The 21534-nt window shown below is 65.2% G+C and carries 18 protein-coding genes; 9 read left to right on the top strand and 9 right to left on the bottom strand.

Annotation, left to right across the window (positions count from 1 at the left end):
• Positions 1 to 124: 124 nt before the first annotated feature.
• The 3 genes from GGR40_RS11950 (at position 125) to GGR40_RS11940 (ending at position 3046) form a co-directional block, all read left to right on the top strand.
• The gene (locus GGR40_RS11950) at positions 125 to 1885 is read left to right on the top strand and encodes a fatty acyl-AMP ligase (protein WP_429276456.1); all 1761 of its coding nucleotides are present in this window, start codon (positions 125 to 127) and stop codon (positions 1883 to 1885) included.
• Positions 1886 to 1992: 107 nt separating this feature from the next.
• Positions 1993 to 2526, top strand: a complete 534-nt coding sequence (locus GGR40_RS11945) for a hypothetical protein (protein ID WP_429276455.1) — start codon at positions 1993 to 1995, stop codon at positions 2524 to 2526.
• A gap of 19 nt (positions 2527 to 2545) precedes the next feature.
• On the top strand, positions 2546 to 3046 hold the full coding sequence (locus tag GGR40_RS11940; protein WP_429276454.1) for a DUF421 domain-containing protein: 501 nt from the start codon (positions 2546 to 2548) through the stop codon (positions 3044 to 3046).
• Positions 3047 to 3048: 2 nt separating this feature from the next.
• On the opposite strand, the gene GGR40_RS11935 is transcribed toward GGR40_RS11940, so the two are convergent.
• From GGR40_RS11935 to GGR40_RS11915, 5 genes are all read right to left on the bottom strand, one after another.
• Complete coding sequence (locus tag GGR40_RS11935) at positions 3049 to 3501, bottom strand: DUF2721 domain-containing protein (protein ID WP_429276453.1); 453 nt, start codon at positions 3499 to 3501, stop codon at positions 3049 to 3051.
• 6 nt (positions 3502 to 3507) lie between these two features.
• Positions 3508 to 4329, bottom strand: coding sequence for a class I mannose-6-phosphate isomerase (locus GGR40_RS11930; protein WP_429276452.1), 822 nt, complete (start codon positions 4327 to 4329; stop codon positions 3508 to 3510).
• A gap of 10 nt (positions 4330 to 4339) precedes the next feature.
• Positions 4340 to 5383 carry a mannose-1-phosphate guanylyltransferase gene (locus GGR40_RS11925; RefSeq protein ID WP_429276451.1) on the bottom strand — a complete coding sequence of 348 codons (1044 nt, stop codon included), beginning with the start codon at positions 5381 to 5383 and terminating at the stop codon, positions 4340 to 4342.
• A gap of 92 nt (positions 5384 to 5475) precedes the next feature.
• Positions 5476 to 6195 carry a TonB family protein gene (locus tag GGR40_RS11920; RefSeq protein ID WP_429276450.1) on the bottom strand — a complete coding sequence of 240 codons (720 nt, stop codon included), beginning with the start codon at positions 6193 to 6195 and terminating at the stop codon, positions 5476 to 5478.
• Positions 6192 to 7580: a helix-turn-helix domain-containing protein gene (locus GGR40_RS11915; RefSeq protein ID WP_429276449.1), complete on the bottom strand. Its 1389-nt coding sequence runs from the start codon at positions 7578 to 7580 to the stop codon at positions 6192 to 6194. Before GGR40_RS11915 ends, GGR40_RS11920 begins: the two co-directional genes overlap by 4 nt.
• Positions 7581 to 7729: 149 nt before the next feature.
• On the opposite strand from GGR40_RS11915, the gene GGR40_RS11910 reads away from it, so the two are divergent.
• From GGR40_RS11910 to GGR40_RS11890, 5 genes are all read left to right on the top strand, one after another.
• Entirely contained in the window at positions 7730 to 9322 is a 1593-nt protein-coding gene (locus GGR40_RS11910; RefSeq protein WP_429276448.1) for an isocitrate lyase, read from the top strand.
• 68 nt (positions 9323 to 9390) lie between these two features.
• Positions 9391 to 9561: a hypothetical protein gene (locus tag GGR40_RS11905; RefSeq protein ID WP_429276447.1), complete on the top strand. Its 171-nt coding sequence runs from the start codon at positions 9391 to 9393 to the stop codon at positions 9559 to 9561.
• Positions 9562 to 9713: 152 nt separating this feature from the next.
• Positions 9714 to 11921 (top strand): putative bifunctional diguanylate cyclase/phosphodiesterase, encoded by a 2208-nt coding sequence (locus GGR40_RS11900; protein ID WP_429276446.1) that lies wholly within the window; start codon positions 9714 to 9716, stop codon positions 11919 to 11921.
• Between the two features lie 177 nt (positions 11922 to 12098).
• Positions 12099 to 14138 (top strand): putative bifunctional diguanylate cyclase/phosphodiesterase, encoded by a 2040-nt coding sequence (locus GGR40_RS11895; protein ID WP_429276445.1) that lies wholly within the window; start codon positions 12099 to 12101, stop codon positions 14136 to 14138.
• 457 nt (positions 14139 to 14595) lie between these two features.
• The gene (locus tag GGR40_RS11890; protein ID WP_429276444.1) at positions 14596 to 15939 is read left to right on the top strand and encodes an MATE family efflux transporter; all 1344 of its coding nucleotides are present in this window, start codon (positions 14596 to 14598) and stop codon (positions 15937 to 15939) included.
• Here the strand turns inward: GGR40_RS11890 and GGR40_RS11885 are convergent.
• The 4 genes from GGR40_RS11885 to GGR40_RS11870 all read right to left on the bottom strand — a co-directional run bounded on the left by GGR40_RS11885 (position 15926) and on the right by GGR40_RS11870 (position 20806).
• Positions 15926 to 16531 carry a DUF938 domain-containing protein gene (locus tag GGR40_RS11885; RefSeq protein WP_429276443.1) on the bottom strand — a complete coding sequence of 202 codons (606 nt, stop codon included), beginning with the start codon at positions 16529 to 16531 and terminating at the stop codon, positions 15926 to 15928. The genes GGR40_RS11890 and GGR40_RS11885 overlap by 14 nt on opposite strands.
• Positions 16532 to 16708: 177 nt before the next feature.
• Positions 16709 to 18268, bottom strand: coding sequence for a DHA2 family efflux MFS transporter permease subunit (locus tag GGR40_RS11880; protein WP_429276442.1), 1560 nt, complete (start codon positions 18266 to 18268; stop codon positions 16709 to 16711).
• Positions 18268 to 19392 (bottom strand): HlyD family efflux transporter periplasmic adaptor subunit, encoded by a 1125-nt coding sequence (locus GGR40_RS11875; protein WP_429276441.1) that lies wholly within the window; start codon positions 19390 to 19392, stop codon positions 18268 to 18270. The genes GGR40_RS11880 and GGR40_RS11875 overlap by 1 nt, the downstream gene beginning before the upstream one ends.
• Positions 19385 to 20806: an efflux transporter outer membrane subunit gene (locus GGR40_RS11870; protein WP_429276440.1), complete on the bottom strand. Its 1422-nt coding sequence runs from the start codon at positions 20804 to 20806 to the stop codon at positions 19385 to 19387. The genes GGR40_RS11875 and GGR40_RS11870 overlap by 8 nt, the downstream gene beginning before the upstream one ends.
• Before the next feature lie 98 nt (positions 20807 to 20904).
• Here GGR40_RS11870 and GGR40_RS11865 point away from each other — a divergent pair, with 98 nt between their 5' ends.
• Positions 20905 to 21534 (top strand): TetR/AcrR family transcriptional regulator, encoded by a 630-nt coding sequence (locus GGR40_RS11865; protein WP_429276439.1) that lies wholly within the window; start codon positions 20905 to 20907, stop codon positions 21532 to 21534.

The raw sequence follows: 21534 nt of genomic DNA, 5'->3' as shown, positions 1-21534 counted from the left end.
CAGGATTGGGGAGCCTGCGCGAGACCGCTTCGGGACGCAACATAGCTAGGTCCGGTTCAGGATGGACCATTTAGAAGCCCCGATCTCGCCAGAGAAACGGTATAACTACAACGGGTTAGAACATATGGCCGACACCATCGAAGTGGTGCCGAATACGGGGCAGGCACTTACCCCCACCCCTAACGAAGACACGCTGCCGCGTATCTTCGCCGATTTCGCCACTTTCGGCGACGCCCTGGATTATGCCGCCAAGGGCAGGCGCGGGTTCAATTTCCATGACCCGCGCGGCACTCTGACGCGCGTATACCCCTTCTCGGAATTACGCACAGACGCGCAAAAGGTTGCCTATGCGCTGATCGCTCGCGGCGTGAAGAAGGACGATCGCATCGCCCTGATCGCCGAGACCGGCACCGATTTCGCGGCGCTGTTCTGCGGCGTGGTCTATGCTGGCGCCTGGCCGGTGCCGCTGCCGCTGCCCACCAGCTTCGGCGGCAAGGACAATTATATCGAACAGCTGGCCGTCCAGCTTTCCAGCTCGGACCCGGTGCTGCTGATCGGTCCGGACGAGATCGCGGCGATGACCGCCGCCGCCGCCGAACGTCAGGGCTGCGCTCATGCGACCTGGGCCGATTTTGCTGCGAAGGACGCTCCGGCTGTCGAGTTGCCCAAGGCCAGCCCGGACGACATCTGCTATCTGCAGTATTCCAGCGGCTCCACGCGCTTTCCGCATGGCGTTGCCGTTACGCACAGCCAGCTGCTCGCCAACCTTGCCGCGCATAGCCACGGCATGGACTTCCAGCCGACCGACCGCTGCGTGTCGTGGCTGCCGTGGTATCACGACATGGGCCTTGTCGGCTGCTTCCTGTCGCTGATCGCGAACCAGGTCTCGGCTGACTACCTCAAGACTGAAGATTTCGCTCGCCGTCCGTTGGCATGGCTGGACCTCATCACCCGCAATCAGGGCACCACCGCGTCCTATTCGCCCACCTTCGGCTATGACATCTGCGCACGCCGCATTTCCAGCCAGAGCCCGGTGAGCGACCGCTTCGACCTGTCGCGCTGGCGGATTGCCGGCAACGGCGCCGACATGATCCGCCCCGACGTGATGCAGAATTTCGTCAACGCCTTTGCCGATGCCGGTTTCAAGGCGAGCGCGTTCCTGCCCAGCTATGGCCTGGCCGAGGCGACGCTGGCGGTCACCATCATGCCGCCGGGCGAAGGCATCCGCGTCGAACTGGTCGAGGAAGAGCGTCTGTCCGGCGCCCCGCGCGACCTCAGCCGCCCTGCCCGCTACCGCGCCATCGTCAACTGCGGAAAGCCCGTGCGGGACATGGAAGTAGTAATCCGGGGCGAGGACGGCGGCCCGCTTGGCGATCACAAGATCGGCAAGGTCTGGTGCCGTGGCACTTCAGTGATGCATTCCTATTTCCGCGACCCGGAAGCGACGGCGGCGTGCATGGTCGATGGCTGGCTGGACACCGGCGACATGGGCTACATGACGGATGGCTACCTGTTCATCGTCGGTCGCGCCAAGGACATGATCATCATCAACGGCAAGAACCACTGGCCGCAGGACATCGAGTGGGCGGTGGAGCAGCTTCCCGGCTTCAACCACGGCGACATCGCGGCGTTCTCGGTCGAGACGGACAACGGCGAGGAAGCCCCCGCCGTGCTCGTCCACTGCCGCGTGTCCGATCCGGTCAAGCGTCTCGAACTGCGCGACCTGATCCGCGACAAGGTGCGCTCGATCACCGGCATGAACTGCGTGGTCGAACTGGTGCCGCCCAAGAGCCTGCCACGCACCAGTTCGGGCAAGCTCAGCCGTGCCAAGGCCAAGAAGCTGTACCTGTCGGGCGAGATCGAGCCGTTCAAGCTGGCGGCCTGATCCGAAGCTGACGAAAATAGAAACGGGGCGTCGAAAGGCGCCCCGCTTCTGCATCTGCGACCGAATGGGCCGCGGGAACATCGGCGGCATGCGCGAATTTCCTGTCCATGTCCGAACACGCGTCTTCGCAGGCTCCATACGGCATCGATCCGCTTCACTGCGAAGTGCCGCGTCTGGCGCGCTGGCGCTCCCCGATAGCCGTTATCGTGTTCACCCTGGTGCTGGGCACCGCGATGAGCGGCTGGCTGGGTGGGGGTCCGCCCCATGTCACCGAATATCGCGCCCCGGCGGCTACCGCGAAACTGGAGTACGAACCAATTCTGCGCAGCGGAAACTGGTTCGAAACCGTTCTCAATGTGACCCCGAACCGGACGGTGGCCGACCTCGTCGTGTCAGTGGACGAACCGCTGTGGCGCGGCATGAGCATCGACACCCTGGCACCCGACGCCGAAAGCGCCGAGGCGCTGGACGGGCGCTACACCTACCATTTCGGCAGAGTTGAGGCGGGCGAGAGCTTTCGTGTGAAGTTCGACGGCCAGATCCAGCCCCGTGCCCTGCGCACGCTGTCGGGTTTTATGCGGGTGGCGGATGGCGAACGTTCGCTGCTGGCGATCCCCGTCAAAGTCACGGTGCTGCCATGAACGATATCGGGGTGGCCTGATGGAGATCGTAATCCGCGCCTCTGTGATGTTCGTGGTGGTCTATGTGCTGCTGCGGCTGATGGGCAAGCGCGAGCTGGGACAGATGGCGCCGTTTGAACTGGTATCGCTGATCGTCACCGGGGATCTCATCCAGCAGGGCGTGACGCATCAGGACTTTTCGCTCACCGGGGCAATGCTGGCGATCTTCACCTTCGCGGCATGGAGCTTTGCCATGGGCCTGATTGCCCATCGCTTTCCCAAGGCCCGGCGGGTTCTGGAAAGCCGCCCCGTGGTTCTTGTGCGTGACGGTCGGCTCCTCAAGGGCAATCTGGACGAAGAGCGGATCGACGACGCAGAACTGGCCATAGAAATGCGCTTGGCCGGGATCTCCACCCTGCGGCAGGTCGCGTGGGCGATCCTGGAGCCGGAAGGCAAGATCAGCTTCATCCGCAAGGAAGAAGGCGGCTCTGGCGGGGATGTCGATCCGCGTTATGGGGATGACGACACGCAGACCGCCTGAGATCAGATTTCCCGGTGCAGTTCCAGATAGTCGCTGGGGATCTCCAGCGCAGCGGCGGCGACCTGCGTTTCGCGCAGGAACAGCACCAGCGCCACCAACAGCAGCACGATTGCCGCCAGGAACGTCATCGCAGCCGCAGCGTGCCAGTCCAGCCCGCCCAGCCCCGACAGGAACAGCACCGCCACGGTGACGCCGATGGCAAGGGCCGACAAGACCATGAACTTAATGGCCTTGGTGATCAGCGTCATGCGCTTGTGCACTAGGCGCAATTCGCTGACGATCATGTCATGCTCAGGACCCTGAGTACCTTCGTACCGCTCCTGCAGGGTGCGTGCACGATCGACCACCCGGCCAAGGCGTGTAGACAGGATGTTCAGGATATTGCCGATGGCCACCAGCACGAACACCGGCGTCAGGGCAAGTTGGATGGTCTGGACGATCATTGCATCGTTCATGCAACTTCACGCCCCGGTTTGACAGCCCCGCGCCAGCAGGCACACGCCGTTATCCGCAAAACGCACGTCCTGCAGGCTGGATGCCAGCCCGCAACCACCGGGCGCGATCGTTTCGCCGCCGATGGTGACGCTGCCTTCGCGCGGGATCACCAGCAATGCCCCCGGATACCGCGCGGCGACGGTGGGGGACGGTGTCCCCTCCACCTGGTCCAGCACGAACAGCGGCCCATCGACGAGCACGTGCGAGCCATGCGCCGGGACATTGCGGTGCCAGCGGTCCAGCGCGTAAGTCTCTCCGCGCGACACCGCCATGCCTTCATCCAGATGCAGTTCGCGCGGGCGGCCATAGTCGTACAGCCGATACGTGATATCGCTGTTCTGCTGCACTTCGATCAGGCTGACCCCCGCGCCGATCGCGTGGACGGTGTTGGCCGGAATGTAGAAGAAATCGCCCGGCGCAACCTTGTGCCAGGTCATCAACTGCTCGATCGAACCGTCCAGAGCTGCGGCGCGCATTGCCTCGGCGTCGATCTCGTGGTCGAACCCGATGCCCAGGACCGCATCCGGCTCTGCGTCGAGGATCAGCCAGCATTCTTCCTTGCCCTGCCGACCGATGCCTTTGGCAACGGTCTGCGCGTCGGATGGGTGGACCTGCACCGACAGCGCTTCGCTGGTGAAGATGTACTTCACCAGAAGTTCGGGCAGTGCGGCAGGCGGCTCGAACCAGATCTCGCCGATGCGCTCCCCCCGTGGAGCCGTGAACGGCGCAGGAAGATTGTCCACGCCCCAGGGCTTCTCCACTTGGCGGATCGGGAGCGATGCAGTCATGACGGTTGCCTTACTGGTTCTTCGCGCCGGACAGGTTGCCCACTTTCTGGACCCCGGCGACGGTGGTAATCATGATGTCATCGCCATCGACGACGACGATCACATCTTCAAGGCCGATGACCGAAACACGCGGGCCATCGCTGTCCACCAGGACATTGCGGCAGTCGACCAGTTCAACTGGCCCCTGCCCGCGCACGGAATTGCCGTCGTCGTCGCGATGAAGCGCTTCGTGCAGGGCTTGCCAGTTGCCGATATCCGACCAGTCCATATCGGCAGGCACCATCGCGGCGCGGGTGGTGTTCTCCATGACCGCGTAGTCGACCGAGACGCTGGGCACTTCGGCGAAAGTCGCTGCGTCCGGGTGGAAGCGCTGACCATCTGCGGAGCCCTTGGCGACGGCATCGGCCACGCCCTGCGCCACTTGCGGGCGGTGCGCGGTCAGTTCGGCAAGGAAGTCCTTGACGCGGAAGGCGAAGATACCGCCGTTCCACGCATAGATGCCTTCCGCCAGAAACGCCTTTGCGCGATCCAGATCGGGCTTTTCGACGAACTGCGCGGTGCGAAAACCGGTCTGCGAGATCGGTTCGCCACGCTTGAGATAGCCGAAGCCGGTTTCGGGCCGCGTCGCTTCGATCCCGAAGGAGACCAGCCAGCCGTCCTCCGCCAGCGCGGCTGCGGCATGGGCGGCGACGGCGAACGCCTCTACATTACCGATGTGGTGGTCGCTGGGGCAGACCAGCATGACCGCGTCTTCAGGCAGGCGCAGCGCGGCAAGCGCGATGGCGGCGGCGGTGTTGCGTGCCGAAGGCTCGACGATGACCTGCGCGCCGTCGATCGCACCAAGCTGCGCCTCGACATGGGCGAGGTGCTTGTGACCCGTCACCACGACGGGCGGCGCGAAACCGTCAGTACCCGGGCAGCGGGCCAGCGCCGCCTCGAACAGGGTGCTGTCCCCTACCAGCGGAAGAAACGGCTTGGGCATGCTTGCCCGGCTGCGCGGCCACAACCGCGTGCCGCTGCCGCCGCACAGAATGACAGGTACTATCGTGGGCATGAATGGCTTTCGCTCGTAAGAGAATGTTACTTGCAGTCGACCCTAATAAAGACGCTTTGCTGCATTGCAACGGCGCAGGATTCGGGTCTGTCTCAATAGAACCACCGTTGGCGCCAGCGATAGACGGCGGTTGTCGGATTTCCCATGGCATCGGTTGCGGGACGGAACCGAAACCGATCCATCGCCAGCCGGCAGGTGATGCGATCCGCCTCTGCATCGGGACTGGGCTGGGCAATCCGGCAGGCGGTGGGTCGGCCATCCGCGCCTACCGCAACCTCGACCGTTACGGACGCATCGATGCGCAGATCGCGAGTCCTGCGCGGATAATCCTTTGCCGAATTGATGTTGCCCGCGATCTTCACCGTGGGAGAACTGCCGCGGCCTGCGCCAGTTCCCGTTCCTCCTGCACCGCTTCCCATGCCGCTGCCCAATGCGCCGGTACCGGCACCCTGTGCCGAAGCCCCCGCTGCATTCTGGGTGCCCTGCCCGACAACCGGAGGAGCCTGCGTCGTGACGATCACGACCGGCGCTCGGGGAATGGCCGCGGGGCGCGGGGTGGCCTTTGCCGCCGGTGCTCCGTCGGCAGCCCGCGGTTGGGCCGCAGCGGGCGGGTCCGGCGCGGGCGGCGGGGGAGCAGGCGGCGGCGCGTCTATGGTGAAGGCTTGGGTTGCCGAACGGACAACGCGATCCGCGACGTCAGGGGTGAAAGCGCGGATCAACCCGGCGATAATCCCCAGATGGATCAGCAGGACCACCGCAGCCACGCTCCAGCGCGGCTTGGAGTGGCCGCTTCGGGAGCGCCACCATCTCATGTCTCGCTGAAGGTATAGGGCTGCGGTGCGCGGCGGTAGTCGTCGGCCAGCACGTCGCGTCCGATAGGAGGCACGGAGCGCGCCGTACATTCCGCGCGCTGGCACAATCGGCAGGTGACGCCGATCGGCGTGACCGGCGTGGCTGCCATGTTGCCGGAATAGACCAGCCGCTCCGCCTCGCTTGCCGCGCAGGCCAGGGCCACGGCGCGCAGCACGCGCGGGCCACCCGATCCGCGCGCGCCGGACACGGTACGGGCGATGGAGAAGAAGCGTTCTCCACCGGGCAGTTCCAGCCATTGCGAGGCGATTTCTCCGGGACGGCGGAACACCTGATGGACGTTCCACAGGGGACAGCCGCCGCCATGCGCGGCGAACGGGAAGCCCGCGCCGTCGAGCCGTTTGGACACGTTCCCCGCCTCGTCGACGCGGATGAAGAAGAAGCCGACGCACTCCTCTCCGGGCCGCTGCAGTGTGGTCAGCCGATGGGCCACCTGCTCGAAGCTGGTGCCGAACAGCGCGCACAGGACATCGATATCGTAGCGCCGCTGCTCTGCCGCGCGGGCAAAGCGGGTGTAGGGCATGACGATCGCCGCCGCCGCATAGCCCGCCAGCGCGCGCAGCAGCAGCGTTGCCGTGGTGCGGCTGGAAAATGCTTCGGCGCGGACCGCCTGCTTGATCTCGGAGCGCAGCGCAGTGTGGGCGATGTGAGTGGCTACTTGGAAAGCGCGGCTGGCGGCATCCAGAGTGTCGGCAATCAGCAACTGCTGGTTGTGCCGATCGAACCGGCGCAGCGAATCGATCAGTACGTCGGGCGGCAGGAAGCGCACACGCACGCCCTTGGCGGCCAGCCAGTCCACCGCGCCGCCCGCCTTGTCGATCTCTGCGGCAAGGTCTTCGGCGCGGGTGTCCAGCGCGTGGAAGTAGTTCCGGTTGGCGGCGAGGAAGCGCTGCGCTTCGCGCACGGGTTCGTTTTCCTGCGCCAACGGGCCTGCGGCGCGCTGTTCAGCCAGCGCCTGCGCGTCACGCACATAGGCCTGGTGCAGGCGCAGCAGCGCTTCGGAAATGCCGGGGAAGCTGGTGGCGAGGTCCGCCACTTCCAGCGCGGGCAGGTCGATATCGGCAAAGATCGGGTCGCGCAGCACGGCAGCGATGCGCTTTGCGTAATCCTCCCCGTCATCGCCCGCGATCTCCGCCATGTCGATGCGGTACGTCCGCGCCAGCCGCAGCAGCATATCGGCCGTGACCGGGCGCTGGTTGCGTTCCAGAAGGGCCACGTAGCTGGGTGAAATTTCCAGATCGTCCGCCATCGACTGCTGCGTCAGGCCCAGTTCACGGCGGAGCCGACGCAGGCGCGGGCCGAGGTAAAGGGGGCGGTTGTCTGCCATCTGAAGCCACTCTGTCATAACCAGACAACTTTACAAGGAACATCTGTAAAGTTCGACAATCGCACTTCGCAGCACGTTCCCGGCTCCGGGTCTGCAGATTACCTCATGTGCATCGCAAGCAGCATCGCTGCGCAAGAGGATCCCCCACCGTGACGTATCAGAGCAAGATCATCGAAGCCGGCGCGGCAATCGGCACCGAAGGCCACTGGAACGGCATCGAGGCGGAATCGGTCGCCCGCATGCGCCTGCAGAACCGGTTCCGCACCGGCCTCGACATAGCCCGCTACACCGCGCGCATCATGCGCGAGGACATGGCGGCCTATGATCTCGATCCCGCGCGCTACACGCAATCGCTCGGCTGCTGGCACGGCTTCATCGGCCAGCAGAAGATGATTGCCATCAAGAAGCACTTCGGCACGACCAAGGGCCGATACCTTTATCTCTCCGGCTGGATGGTCGCCGCGTTGCGCAGCGAGTTCGGCCCCCTGCCGGACCAGTCGATGCATGAGAAGACCAGTGTTCCGGCACTTATCGAGGAACTCTACACCTTCCTGCGCCAGGCCGATGCCCGCGAGTTGGGCGGCCTGTTCCGCGACCTCGACAAGGCGCGCGCCGCCGGCGACGAAGTGGAGGCCAGGCGCATCGAACACGCCATCGACGGGCATGAAACCCACATCGTGCCGATCATTGCCGATATCGACGCGGGCTTCGGCAACGCGGAGGCCACGTACCTCCTTGCCAGGAAGTTCATCGAGGCGGGCGCCTGCTGCATCCAGATCGAGAACCAGGTCTCCGACGAGAAGCAGTGCGGCCATCAGGACGGCAAGGTCACTGTCCCGCACGAAGACTTCATCGCGAAGATCCGTGCGGTGCGCTACGCCTTCATGGAACTGGGCGTCGATGAAGGGCTGATCGTGGCGCGCACCGACTCGCTGGGCGCAGGCCTGACGAAGCAGATCGCCTATAGCCGCGAAGCCGGCGATATCGGCGACCAGTACAACAGCTTCCTCGACGCGGACGAGGTGGACCCGGCGGCCATCGGCCACGGCGACGTCCTCATCACCCGCGACGGCAAGCTGATGAGGCCCCGGCGGCTGCCCAGCAACCTCTACCAGTTCCGCCCCGGCACCGGCGAGGACCGCTGTGTGCTGGACTGCATCCAGTCTTTGCAGAACGGAGCGGACCTGCTGTGGATCGAAACCGAAAAGCCGCACATCGGGCAGATCGGCGGGATGGTCAGCCGCATCCGCGAGGTGATACCCAATGCCAAGCTGGTCTACAACAACTCGCCCAGCTTCAATTGGACGCTCAACTTTCGACAGCAGGTGTTCGATGTGTGGGCGCAGGAAGGCCGAGACCTGTCCGCTTACGACCGGGCCAGGCTGATGAGCATCGACTACGACGCCACCGATCTGGCGGCGGAAGCCGACGAACGCATCCGCACCTTCCAGAAGGACGCGGCGCGCGAGGCGGGCATCTTCCACCACCTCATCACCCTGCCGACGTACCACACCGCGGCGCTGTCCACGGACAACCTCGCCCGTGAATACTTCGGCGAGGCCGGGATGCTCGGTTACGTGAAGGGCGTGCAGCGCGAGGAGATCCGTCAGGGGATCGCCTGCGTGAAGCACCAGAACATGGCCGGCTCCGACATCGGCGACGACCACAAGGAATACTTTGCCGGCGAAGCAGCCCTCAAGGCCGGCGGCACGCACAACACGATGAACCAGTTCGCCGCCTGAAGCGGCTAGGGCAACCAGTTCGCCACCTGAAGAACCAACCCGCACAGCAAGCAAGGAAAGGACATAGCATGACCACCATGACCGCAGAACCGACCCGCGCGCGCGCGGTGCTCTCCAACGAGGACTTCAAGCTCCTTCAGGAAGCCGTCGTCTTCTATCTCAAGGCCCATGAGGACGATCCGATCTCGTCCAAGTATTCCAATCTCTACCACCGCCTCGGCAGCGCCGTTCGCGGCTGAGGCAACTCACGCGTTTTCCTGGGGAGGAAAGCTTGGCCCGTCGCACCCGTGGTGCGGCGGGCCATTTGCAGTCGTGTCACCCGGTATGCCCGCGTATATACCCGCAGAAGCACGCTCAACGGGTATCAACGCTGCTGCGCTAGGACATCGGCATGGCTGAAACCGGTATTCGATCCCTGTCCGACCTGTTCGCTCACCTGACAGCGAACCACCTGCCGGAACTGATCCTCGTGGGGGTGGTGACGTTCTGCCTGACGGCGGCGCTGGTGACCGTGCTTGCGGCCCGACATCGCGCCCGAACCGCGCGGCTGCTGACCGAGAGGCAATATTCGCGCCTGCTGCGCGGCACGTCCGGCTATGCGATCTGCATGCTCGATCGCGAAGGCCGCGTGGCGCAGTGGAACGCCGGCGCCCACGCCTTGCTGGGCTATGCCGAGGACGAGGCGTTCGCCCTGTCGTTCGAGCATTTCTTCACCGTCCCGGATCGCGCCGCAGGCCGCCCGCGCAAGGCACTTGAAGAAGCTTCCGCGCAAGGCATCGCCACGGGCATATGGCAGTGCCCCCGCCGCGACGGCATAGAGTTCTGGGCAGCGGGCACCGTGGAAACGCTTGTCGAGCCCGATGGCACGCACATAGGCTTTTCGTTGATCACCCGTGACATCACGCAGCTAAAGAATGCGGAGGAAGCCCTGGCCCGCAAGAGCCAGCAGCTGGATACCGCGCTGGCGCACATGACGCAGGGGCTGTGCATGTTCGACGGGCAGGAGCGGCTGGTGCTCGCCAACCGGGCCTTCTACCGGATCTGGTCCATCCCCGAGGCAGACTGGGGCGCCGGCTGCACGCTGGAGGCCATGACTCTGGCAGGGTTCTTCTCTCGCGGCGACCAGTGCCGGGGGGAGACTTTGGCGATGATCCGCCAGTCAGTGCAGCGGGCGCACGAATGCGGCGGCACGCCGTCGTGGACGCTTGAGGCCGGGCCGGATCTGATCCTTGCCGTCACGGAGCAGCCCGTGCCCGATGGCGGCTGGATCGCCACGTTCGAGGACATCACCGCCCAGCGTCAGGGAGAGGCCAGGATCGCGCACATGGCCATGCATGACGCGCTCACCGGCCTGCCAAACCGCGCCAACTTCTACCAGGGTGTGGATGACATGATCGGCGAGGCCGGCACCGCCGGAGGTCGGCTGGCGGTCATCGCCATCGACCTCGACCGGTTCAAGGAAGTGAACGACACCTTCGGCCACGCTTCGGGCGACATCCTGCTGCGCACCATCGCCGAGCGCCTGACCGCGGCCCGCCGCCCCGGCGAGGCGATAGCACGGCTGGGTGGAGACGAGTTCGCCGCGGCGCTGCGCTATGACAGCCGGGCCGATCTGAACGACTTCATCGCCCGCATCCGCGCGGCGATCACCGCCACTGTGACCGAGGACGGGCAACCGCTGACCGTGGGCGTCAGCCTTGGCGTGGCGATCTACCCGCAGGACGGCACCATCCGGCAAACGCTGCTCAACAATGCCGATCTGGCGATGTACCGGGCCAAGGCGACGCTGGGCGAATCGGTCTGCTTCTTCGAGCCGGGCATGGACGAAACCGCACGGCAGCGCCGCCAGATCGCCAACGACCTGCGCCATGCCGTGGGGCGCGGCGAAATGAGCCTGCTCTACCAGCCGCAGCGATCGTTGCGAACGGGTGAACTGGCCGGATACGAGGCCCTGCTGCGCTGGCGGCATCCCACGCGCGGCTTCGTCTCGCCCGCCGACTTCATCCCGATAGCCGAGGAAACCGGGGAGATCATCGCCCTGGGCGAATGGGTGCTGCGGCAGGCCTGCCTGGAAGCGAGGACGTGGCCGGGCGACGAAAAGGTGGCGGTCAACCTTTCACCGGTCCAGTTCCTCCAGCCCGATCTGGTGGAGATGGTTCGCGCCATCCTCATCGAGACCGGCCTGCCCGCGCGGCGGCTGGAACTGGAGATCACCGAAACCGCCATCATCTCGGACAAGCTGCGTGCCCTACACTGCCTGCGCCAGATCAAGGCGATGGGCGTGGCGGTGGCGATCGACGATTTCGGCACCGGGTACTCCTCGCTCGATACGCTGCAGTCGTTCCCATTCGACCGGATCAAGATCGACAAGTCGTTCCTCATCCGGTCAGAGGAAAGCGCGCAGGCGCGGGCCATCATCCGGGCCGTGCTGGCACTGGGCAGGAGCCTGGAGATCCCGGTGCTGGCCGAAGGGGTCGAAACCGAAAACCAGTTGCGCGTGCTGGAAGCGGAAGGCTGCGACGAAGCGCAGGGATTCTACTTCGGCAGGCCCGAGGCGCCGCCCAGCCAGACCGAACGGGGGCAGGCGTCAGGCGGCTGACGTTCGGCCAGCCGTCAAAAATGCGCGGTCACAGAAAATTCATCCTGCAGACTGGCGGAGTTCGGCGCCTTCGATGTCGCAACTTCGTCACGATAGGGCAGAAAATTAACCTCCTTCGCCATAGCCTGCATGGGTTCAGATGGGGAATGTGCGTTGTATCTGGGGCTTGATCACGAAATGAACAGTGAGGACGCGCACCTCACGTCCATCGAAACGGCGCTGCGGGCCGCGTCGCTTGCCGAAACCCGCCTGCGCGAGGCGATGGAGGCCATCCCGCAGGGGGTGGTCTTCCTCGATGAGGATGGCCGCTACGTCCTGTGGAACGAAAAGTACGCCCAGATCTACGAAAAGTCCGCCGACCTTCTGCAGCGCGGCGCCAAGCTGGGTGATACCCTGCGCATCGGCATCGCCCGCGGCGACTATCCCGAAGCGCTGGGGCAAGAGGAAGAATGGCTCGCCAGCCGCCTCGAACACCTTGCCCAGCCTGGCACCCGGCACGAACAGTGGCTGTCCAACGGGCGCTGCATCATGATCGAGGAACGCCGCCTTGCCAGCGGCGGCACCATCGGCGTGCGCGTGGACATCACCGATCTCAAGCAGAAGGAAGAAGCCTTCCGCCTGCTGTTCGAGCGCAACCCCCTGGCGATGTTCGTCTACGATCGTGACAGCGGCCGCATCCGCACAGCCAACGACGCCGCCTGCTCGCTGTTCGGCTATGCTCCGGGGGCGATGTCCGATCTGCCCGCCGCCGACCTTTTCGCCGGATCGGGGCGCGCCCGCGCGGCGGAACTGCTCGGCACCGACCGTTCCGACACCAGCGAGTGCTGGCAGATGCTGCGGCGCGACGGCACGTGCATCGAAACCGTCATCGCCACGCGCATATCCGATCTGGCAGGGTTCGCAGGCGCCATCGTCTCGATCTTCGATGTTACCGAACGGCGCCGCATCGAACAGCGCATGGCCTACATGGCGCGGCACGACGAACTGACCGGGCTCGCCAACCGCGCGCATTGCCACGCCTACCTCAGCGAACTGCTGGAGCAGGCCGCCCCGCATGAGACGGTCACGCTGGCGATGGTCGATCTCGACCACTTCAAGCCGGTAAACGATACCTATGGCCATCATTTCGGCGACATCGTGCTGACCGAAGCCGCCCGCCGGATGCGCGAACTGATCCCGCCCGAAGCACTGCTGTGCCGCATCGGCGGCGACGAATTCGCCCTTATCTTCCGCCGCTCCAGCGTGACTCAGGCCGAACTGGTGGCCAAGTCGATCATCACCACCCTGTCCGAGCCGTTCCACGTCCAGGGCCACATCATCCACATCGGCGCCACCATCGGCTTTGCATCCTCTCCGTATGACAGCGACAATCCGGAGACGCTGCTGCGCTATGCGGATCTTGCGCTTTATGCCGCCAAGGGCGAGCGGCGTGGCACCTGCCGCAGCTTCGAGGCCGGCATGGACGCTGCCGCGCAGGAAAAGAACCGGCTGGAAATCGACCTGCGCGCCGCTGTACGCGAAGGCGGGCTGGAAGTGCACTACCAGCCGCTCGTCGATCTGCAGTCGGGCGAAGTCCAGTGCTACGAAGCGCTGCTGCGCTGGAACCACCCGGAACGCGGCGCGGTGCGGCCCGACATCTTCGTGCCGCTGGCCGAGGAGATCGGCCTGATCGACCAGATCGGCCGCTTCGTGCTGGCCAGCGCCTGCCAGGCGGCCATGGCGTGGCCCGATCACGTCAAGGTAGCGGTCAACGTCTCCCCCCTGCAGTTCCGCAACGGCAACCTGCTGAGCACGGTCATCAACGCGCTGTCGACCTCCGGCCTTGCCGCCGAGCGGCTGGAGCTGGAAATCACGGAAGCAGTTCTGATGGAAAAGGGACCGCGCCCTTCGGCGATCATCCGCAATCTGCGCGCCTTCGGCATCGGCATCTCGCTGGACGATTTCGGCACCGGCTACTCCTCGCTGAGCTATCTGCTCAACTACCCGTTCACCAAGATCAAGATCGACAAGTCGTTCATCCTGAACCTCGACCACGAGGCCAATTCACGCGCCGTGATCCGCGCCGTTATCGGGCTGGGCCGCAGCCTGGGACTGACCGTTGCCGCCGAGGGCATAGAGCGTTCGATCGAGCGCGATTACCTGCGCGACGAAGGGTGCACGCTGGGCCAGGGCTACCTCTTCGGCAAGGCCGCGCCTGCATCGACGCTGACCCATTGAGCGCGGCTTGTGGCGTCCCGGGAAACATTTCCCAGCATGATAGCGCCGGACATGAAACTTCGCGGAAATCAGCCAGAAATGCGCGTGGAAATTTTCGCGCGCTGCGCAGCATGAAACGCAATTCGGGCTTTGCCAAAGTCGAATACTTGTGCAATGTGACAGGCGAAAGGTCATTGCGACCTTACCGGTGTTGGGAGAGAGCGCGCCGGGGATGATCCAATCACTCCGGCGCGCCGATTTCCTCGCAATTGCAGCATACCGTTACGGCCTTCTGCAATAATCTCAATATCCCTTATTTCGGCGCTAATTACAAGCATTGTGCCTTGGACATTTTGTCCGGCACCGATGATTTTTGTCGCGGTGCAGCACGCGTGAGTTCCCTCGATCCCGGCTTCTTGCTTCGTTCCTGCGATTCGCTACACGCTCACCGTCACCCACCACAAACCGTCGAGACCGCGTGACCGTCCTTTCCCCTGACGCCCCGGCTGTGCCATCGATCAACCGGCAGCTATGGGCGATCGCGCTGCCTGCGATGCTGACCAACGTGGCCACCGCGCTGTTTGGTCTGGCCGACATGTGGGCCATCGGGCGCCTTGGCGACGCATCCGCGCAGGGCGCCGTGGAACTGGGCGCCAAGTTCATGCTCGGCCTGCTCAACGTCTTCAATTTCCTGCGCACCAGCACTGTCGCCCTGACCGCGCAAGGTTCAGGACGCGGCGACGGCAATTCGGGAGAGACGCTGGCGCGCGCCATGGCGGTGGGCCTGGCGATTGGCACGGCGCTGCTGCTGGCGATGCCTCTGTCGGTGCCGCTGGGGCTGGACCTGCTGGGCGCGCAGGGGCCGGTACGCGACGCGGCCCAAACCTACATCGCCGTGCGCTACTGGGCGGCTCCGCTGTGGCTGGCGAACTGCGTGCTGACAGGGTGGCTGATCGGGCAAAGGCGCGTGCGCAGTGTGCTGGTTGCAGAGGTTGCCGCCAACGTCTTCCACATCGGCCTTGATCTGCTGCTGGTGCTGGTGGTCGGCTGGGGCGTTGCCGGCGTTGCGGTGGCGACGGTCAGTTCAGAGGCGCTCAAGTTCGTGCTGCTCGGCGTGGTCGTCATTCGCGCCGGTGCCGCGCGGGACACCGTGCTTGCCCTGCGCCGCCGCTCCACCTGGGCGCGCGCGGAACTGGCGCGGCTATTCGCGCTCAACCGCGACCTGTTCATCCGCACGCTGCTGCTGACCGGATCGATCCTGCTGTTCGCCCGCATCGGCGCGCGGGCGGGACCGGTGACGCTGGCCGCCAATGGAGTGCTGTTCCAGCTGTTCATGCTGGCCACGCTGCTGCTCGACGGGTTCGAAAGCGGCGCGCAGGTGCTGTGCGGCGAAGCGCTGGGCGCCGGATCGCGTGCGCGCTTCACCGCTGCCATTCGGGCCACGCTCGTCAGTGGCGGGTCGACCGGACTGGCGCTCTCCGCGATTTACGCTGCGGCCGGTCCGTCGCTGGCCGCCGCGTTCAGCACAGACCCCGCCGTTATCGTCACCACGGCTCGCTACGCGCCATGGCTGGCGGTGCTGCCGGTGATCGGGGTGTCCTCATTCGTTTTCGACGGCGTGTTCGTCGGTGCGGGCTGGACGCGGGCGATGCTGATGACGATGGGCGTAGCGATGGTCGCCTACCTCGCCTTGCTGGCACTGCTGCAGCCGCTGGGCAATCATGGCCTGTGGACCGCGTTTGCCGTGCTGTTCGGCGGCCGGGCGGTGGGTCAGGCGCTGGTGCTGCCCCGGCTGGTCCGGCGCAGCTTCAGGCCTTCCTGAAGACGAGCATCAGGTTGTTGGCGGGCATTTCCACCAGCTTGTCGAAAGCCAGCCCCTGATCGAAGGCGCAGACCCTGACACTCTCCACCGTGCGCAGGCCCCAGCGCGGATCGCGCTGCCGCAGGTCCGCATCGAATGCGGCGTTGCTCGGCTCCAGCGGCAGGCCCTCGCGCCGGAACGGGCCGTAGAGGATGAGTGGCCGACCACTGTCGAGCACCCGCGCCGCGCCAGCCATCAGACCCTCAGTCGCCTCCCACGGGCTGATGTGGATCATGTTGATGCACACGACCGCCTCCGTGTCGCTAACCGGCCACTGCGGCGATGATGCATCCAGCGCGACAGGCGGCAACAGGTTGTTCAGCCCTGCCTCTTCGCGCCAAGCAGCGATGGAAGCACGGGCGTCCGGATCGGGATCGCTGGGCTGCCAGATGAGATCGGGGAACGCCGCCGCGAAATGGACGGCATGTTCGCCAGTGCCCGATGCCACCTCAAGAACGCGCCCGGACACAGGCAGCGCATCGCGCAGGACGTCGAGGATCGGCCCGCGATTACGGGCGACGGCGGGAGCCTGGCGGCGCGCCGACATCGTCATGGGTCAGCAGTGGGGTCGTGCCAGCCGACATGCAAGCCACTAACGTGCTGAAACGGTGCGAGGACCGGATGGAAAGCAGGACGACATTCGGGGGCTGGGGGGCCGTCTGAACCTTCCATCCGGTCCATCGCGCCGGCACCTTGAAAATGGGGGGCTTTCAAGGTGCCGGCAAGAGGATCAGTGCCCTGATGCGGGCTTGGCATTTTTGGGCGGGCGCGGAGCCAGCCAGATCGTGGTCGCGGCGATGAACAGCGCGATCGCGCAGATCACGAACAGTTCGCCGGTGGCGACCGCCGTGCCCTGGCTTTCGACCATCTGGGCGATGAGGCCCCTCGCCTGCTCTGCGCTGTAGCCCTGCTGCTGCAGCGATTGCGCGGTGGCGTCCGCGCCGTTGAGCACGCTTGCCAGTTCGGCGCTCTTCTCGCGCCCCATGTCGCTCCACATCGTGGTCACGATGGCCGTCGCCACGGCGCCGGCCAGCGTGCGCCCGAAGTTGGCAATGCCCGCTGCGGCCGCCGTCTGGTGCGGCTGGACCGAACTGAGGCTGATCGTGGTCAGCGGCACGATCATCAGCGACACGCCCACGCCCTGCAGAAGCTGCGGCATGGCGATGGTCCAGAACGTGATATCGTTGGACCACGTCATCCGCATCAACGCGCAGACGCCGATCCACGACACGCCCACGAAGACGAGCAGGCGCGGATCGAACTTCTGCATCAGCTTGGGCACGAAAGGCGATGCGAACACCGCCAGCACGCCGCTGAACGCCATCGCCTTGCCGGCTTCGGTGGCGGTGTACCCCATCGAGGTCTGCAGCCACTGCGGGATGATGACGATAGAGGCGAAATACGTGCCGAACGCGATCGTCAGCGACAATGTCGCCGCAGAAAAGCCGCGATAACGGAACACTGAGATGTCCACGATCGGATGCTCTTCCGTCAGTTCCCATATGAGAAATGCCACGAAGAACACCGCCGCTATGCACGCCAGCGCCACGATCCGTGTGGACGAGAACCAGTCCTCGTCGCGGCCAAGGTCGAGCATCATCTGGAACGCGCCCACGAAGACGACCAGCAGCGCCAGACCCACCTTGTCGATCGGCAGCTTCTGCGTGGGCGTTTCCTGATCGCGCAACAGCACCCAGACACCGAAGAAAATCAGCGCAACGATGGGCACGTTGATGAAGAAGATCCACTCCCACGACCAGTTGTCGGAGATGTAGCCCCCCAGGATCGGTCCGGCGATCGGCGCGGTGACGACGGTCATCGCCCACATCGCCATTGCGCGCGGCTGCATTTCCTTGGGGAATATCTTGAGCAGCAGCGTCTGCGTCAGCGGCATCAGCGGACCGCCGCAAAGCCCTTGGCCCAGACGGAACGCAACGAGCGCCGCCAGTGTGCCCGAAAGCCCGCACAGCGTGGAGAATACGCCGAAGCCGATCAGCGAGAACATGAACACGCGCAAGGCGCCGAACCGGCCAGACAGCCAACCCGTCAACGGCACGCAGATCGCCTCCGCCACCGCGTAGGACGTGATGACCCAGGTGCCGCTCGACACCGAGACAGCAAGGCCGCCGGCGATGTGCGGGACCGAGACGTTGGCGATGGTGGTGTCCAGCACCACGATGAAGTTGGCCATGGCCAGCACGAAGCCGGCCAGCGCCAGCTTGGCGCCGCTCAACGTCCTGGGGCCGCCTTGCGCACCGCCCTGCGCCGCTGCGGAAGCAGCGCCGGCCATCAGTTGGCGTCCGTCAGGTCGATCTCGGCTTCCATCGAGAGGCCGACGCGCAGCGGATGCTCCTTCAGTTCCCTGGGATCGAGCTGGATGCGCACCGGCAGACGCTGCACAACCTTGATCCAGTTCCCGGTCGCGTTTTGTGCCGGGATCAGCGAGAACGCCGCGCCCGTGCCGCCCGAGAAGCCCACGACCTTGCCGTGGTACTCGATCTTGCCGCCATAGAGGTCGGACTTGAGCACCGCCTTCTGGCCGGGCCGGACGCGAGCGAGCTGATCTTCCTTGAAGTTGGCATCGACGTAGAGTTCACCCACCGGCACCACGATCATCGCCGGAGAACCGGCCTGGATCCGCTGGCCGACCTGGATCGTCCGCTTCGAAACGACGCCGTCGATCGGCGCGCGCACGACGGTGCGCTGGAGGTCCAGCCTGGCCTGTGCCAGCTGGGCCTGCGCCTGCAGGATTTCCGGTGCAGTCTGGATGTTCGTGCCCTTGGTCAGGGCGACGGCGGCTTCTTCCTGGCGGCGGGCGCTACGGGCGTTTTCCCGCGCCTGCGCGACCCCTGCCTGCGCTTCCTGATAGGACGCGCGCGCCGAATCCAGCGCCTGGCGCGCGGTGGTCAGTTCGTCGCCCGAGACGGCGCCGGTATTGGCCAGCGCCGCGCGGCGCTTGTAGTCCGTCTCCGCCTTGGTCAGAGACGCCTGCGCGGATGCAAGGCCGGCACGCGCGGTGTTGATCTGCGCATCGCTGGCACCGGCGGCGGCACCCAGCGCGGCATTGTTGGCCAGCGACTGGCCGTACTTGCGCTGCATCATCGCCAGGTTGGCTTCGGCCTGCTGGACTGCGATCTGCTGGTCCGAATCCTCGATCCGGAACAGCAACTGGCCCTTGCGCACCGGCTGGGTGTCGGTGACGAGCACGTCGATCACGCGGCCCGAGGTCAGCGGCGTGACCTGTGCGTTCTCGCCCGCGACATAGGCGTTGTCGGTGGAGACCGAACCGCTGGCGATGAATTCCTCATAGAGGAACCACAGCCCGCCGATCACCACCACCGCACCGCCAAGGCCGAGCAGGAGGTTCTTGCGCTTGCTCTTGTCCACCACGCTGCTGCTGGTTTCGTCACTCATCGGTCGTGGCTTTCCTGGCTGAATCTTCTGCATAACCACCGCCAAGGGCGCGCTTGAGCGCGACTTCGCTGGCAAGGGTGGCGAAATGGGCGTCGACAGCCGCAAGGCGGGCGTCGAGCGCGGTGGTCTCGACGTTCAGAGCGTCGATGTAGGTGTTGAGCCCGCCCCTGTAACGCTGGAACGACAGGTCGTAGGCGGCGTTGGCTTCGCGGCGCGCGTCGATGGCGTGCTGTTCCTGCTCCGCTGCCGAAGCGCGGGTAGACAGGGCATCGGCGACTTCCTGCAGCGCCCCGATCACCGCCTTGTTGTAGCTGGCGACGTTGGTGTCATAACCCGCCCGCGCCATGCGGTACTGGCCCGACAGCTTACCGCCCTGGAAGATCGGCAGGCTGATCGCCCCGCCCGCGCTGCCATAGTCGGACCCGTCGTCGAACAGGTTCGAGATGCCGAGCGAGCTCAGGCCGATCAGGCCACGCAGCGAAATATCGGGCAGGAACGACTTCTTTGCGTATTCCACGCCCTTGTCCGATGCTTCAACCAGTCGGCGCGCCATGACGATGTCCGGGCGACGCCCTGCCAGTGCGATGCCTGCGTCGGCTGGGACCGGCGTCGGCGCGATCGTGGCAATCGCGGGTGGGGTCAGCGTCAGCGTACGATCCGGCCCGGCGCCCAGCAGGGCGGCCAGAGCATGGCGGCGCTTCTCGATCTGCTCGCGATTGGCGACCACGGCCCCGCGCGCCTGCGCGGCCAGTGCATTGGCCTGCCGCTGCGAGCTTTGATTCTCGATCCCCTGCTCCACCCGCTGGCCGATCAGCGTTGCGGTATTGTCCCGCGCAGCCTGCGTGCCTTCGAGCACCTTCTGGCGTTCAAGCAGGCGGCCGAGATCGAAGTACGAAGAGACGACTTCGGACGCCAGCACCAGTTCGGCCTGGCGTTCGTCGGCAATCGCCGCTTCCGTGGCCGAGGTGGCGGCGGCCAGCAGTGCCCGGTTCTTGCCCCAGATGTCGAGGTTGAGGTTCGCCGACAGCGCCAGCGTGCCGTAGTCCTTCCAACCCCTGGGCAGGGCTTCGGCGGGAGTGCCGTTGTTGTAGCTCTGCTTTTCGAACGCGGCAGAGCCCTGCCCGCCGATCTGCGGAAGCAGGTTCGCGCGCGACGACTGCAACGCGCCCTGCGCCTGCCGGATGCGGGCGATAGCCGTGGCGACGTCGGGCGAACCCTTGATCGCTTCGTCGATCAGGCCATCCAGCTGGGTATCGCCGTAAGCGGTCCACCAGCGTTCCTGTGGCCATTCGGCAGCAACGCCCTGAATGGAAGCGGCGCTGTCAAGCGAAGCAGGAGGACGCAGCTGCGCGCGCGGTCCCAGATTGGGCACGCCGCATGCTGCAAGCGAGCTGGAGGCGATCAGCAGGGCCACTGTCGCGACTCGAGGGGGGAATTTTGTACTCATCGGTACGGCCCCATTCGTTTGCCTGCTTGTTTCTGTCAACGAAAAACTGTACTGCGGAGTACACCATGACAGAAAATACGGAATTATCGAAGCGGGAGCTGAACAAGGTCCGCAAGCGCGCCGAAATCGTGAGCATCGCGTCGGGCATGTTCCTGGAGCAGGGCTACGCCGCCACCACCATGTCCGGGATCGCCGATGCAGTGGGCGGATCGAAGGCGACGCTCTGGGCGCATTTCGCCTCGAAGGAAGATCTCTTCACGGCCGTCATCGACCGGCATGTGGAGACATTCGCACGTGATGTGGACGAAGTTCTAACCGGACAGAGCTTCTCCATACCCGCGCTGCGCCGCGCCTGCCTGCGCTTCATCGATTGCCTGCTACGCACCAGTTCGGTGATGCTCTATCGCCTGGTCACCAGCGAGGGAGAACGGTTTCCCGAGATCAAGGAGGCGTTCTACACGCGCGGGCCGATCAAGCTGCGCGGCGCCATATCGACGTTCTTCGCCACCGCCTTCGACGCTGAGGAAGCGGCGAGGCTGACGCAGCTCATTTCCTCAGCGGTGACTGGCTATCGCAGTGACGTCCTGCTGCGCCCGACCCCTGCAGACCTTGCCGAGCATGTCGCCTTCGTCGAAAACCTCATCGGCCACATCGCCTGGCCCGCTCCGCCGGAACACGGGCCGGCGCCGGCATAA

Source organism: Novosphingobium gossypii, from assembly GCF_050433305.1.
In the GTDB taxonomy this organism is placed as follows: Bacteria; Pseudomonadota; Alphaproteobacteria; order Sphingomonadales; family Sphingomonadaceae; genus Novosphingobium; species Novosphingobium gossypii.
Note: the sequence above shows the minus strand (reverse complement) of the source record. Positions and strands in the feature narration are given on the sequence as shown.

Coding starts and splice junctions, on each gene's coding strand:
- GGR40_RS11915 (WP_429276449.1), bottom strand. CDS start 7,580: ATGGCAGACAACCGCCCCCTTTACCTCGGCCCGCGCCTGCGTCGGCTC.
- GGR40_RS11930 (WP_429276452.1), bottom strand. CDS start 4,329: ATGACTGCATCGCTCCCGATCCGCCAAGTGGAGAAGCCCTGGGGCGTG.
- GGR40_RS11950 (WP_429276456.1), top strand. CDS start 125: ATGGCCGACACCATCGAAGTGGTGCCGAATACGGGGCAGGCACTTACC.
- GGR40_RS11905 (WP_429276447.1), top strand. CDS start 9,391: ATGACCACCATGACCGCAGAACCGACCCGCGCGCGCGCGGTGCTCTCC.
- GGR40_RS11940 (WP_429276454.1), top strand. CDS start 2,546: ATGGAGATCGTAATCCGCGCCTCTGTGATGTTCGTGGTGGTCTATGTG.
- GGR40_RS11880 (WP_429276442.1), bottom strand. CDS start 18,268: ATGGCCGGCGCTGCTTCCGCAGCGGCGCAGGGCGGTGCGCAAGGCGGC.
- GGR40_RS11895 (WP_429276445.1), top strand. CDS start 12,099: ATGAACAGTGAGGACGCGCACCTCACGTCCATCGAAACGGCGCTGCGG.
- GGR40_RS11925 (WP_429276451.1), bottom strand. CDS start 5,383: ATGCCCACGATAGTACCTGTCATTCTGTGCGGCGGCAGCGGCACGCGG.
- GGR40_RS11885 (WP_429276443.1), bottom strand. CDS start 16,531: ATGACGATGTCGGCGCGCCGCCAGGCTCCCGCCGTCGCCCGTAATCGC.
- GGR40_RS11875 (WP_429276441.1), bottom strand. CDS start 19,392: ATGAGTGACGAAACCAGCAGCAGCGTGGTGGACAAGAGCAAGCGCAAG.
- GGR40_RS11900 (WP_429276446.1), top strand. CDS start 9,714: ATGGCTGAAACCGGTATTCGATCCCTGTCCGACCTGTTCGCTCACCTG.
- GGR40_RS11945 (WP_429276455.1), top strand. CDS start 1,993: ATGTCCGAACACGCGTCTTCGCAGGCTCCATACGGCATCGATCCGCTT.
- GGR40_RS11865 (WP_429276439.1), top strand. CDS start 20,905: ATGACAGAAAATACGGAATTATCGAAGCGGGAGCTGAACAAGGTCCGC.
- GGR40_RS11920 (WP_429276450.1), bottom strand. CDS start 6,195: ATGAGATGGTGGCGCTCCCGAAGCGGCCACTCCAAGCCGCGCTGGAGC.
- GGR40_RS11935 (WP_429276453.1), bottom strand. CDS start 3,501: ATGAACGATGCAATGATCGTCCAGACCATCCAACTTGCCCTGACGCCG.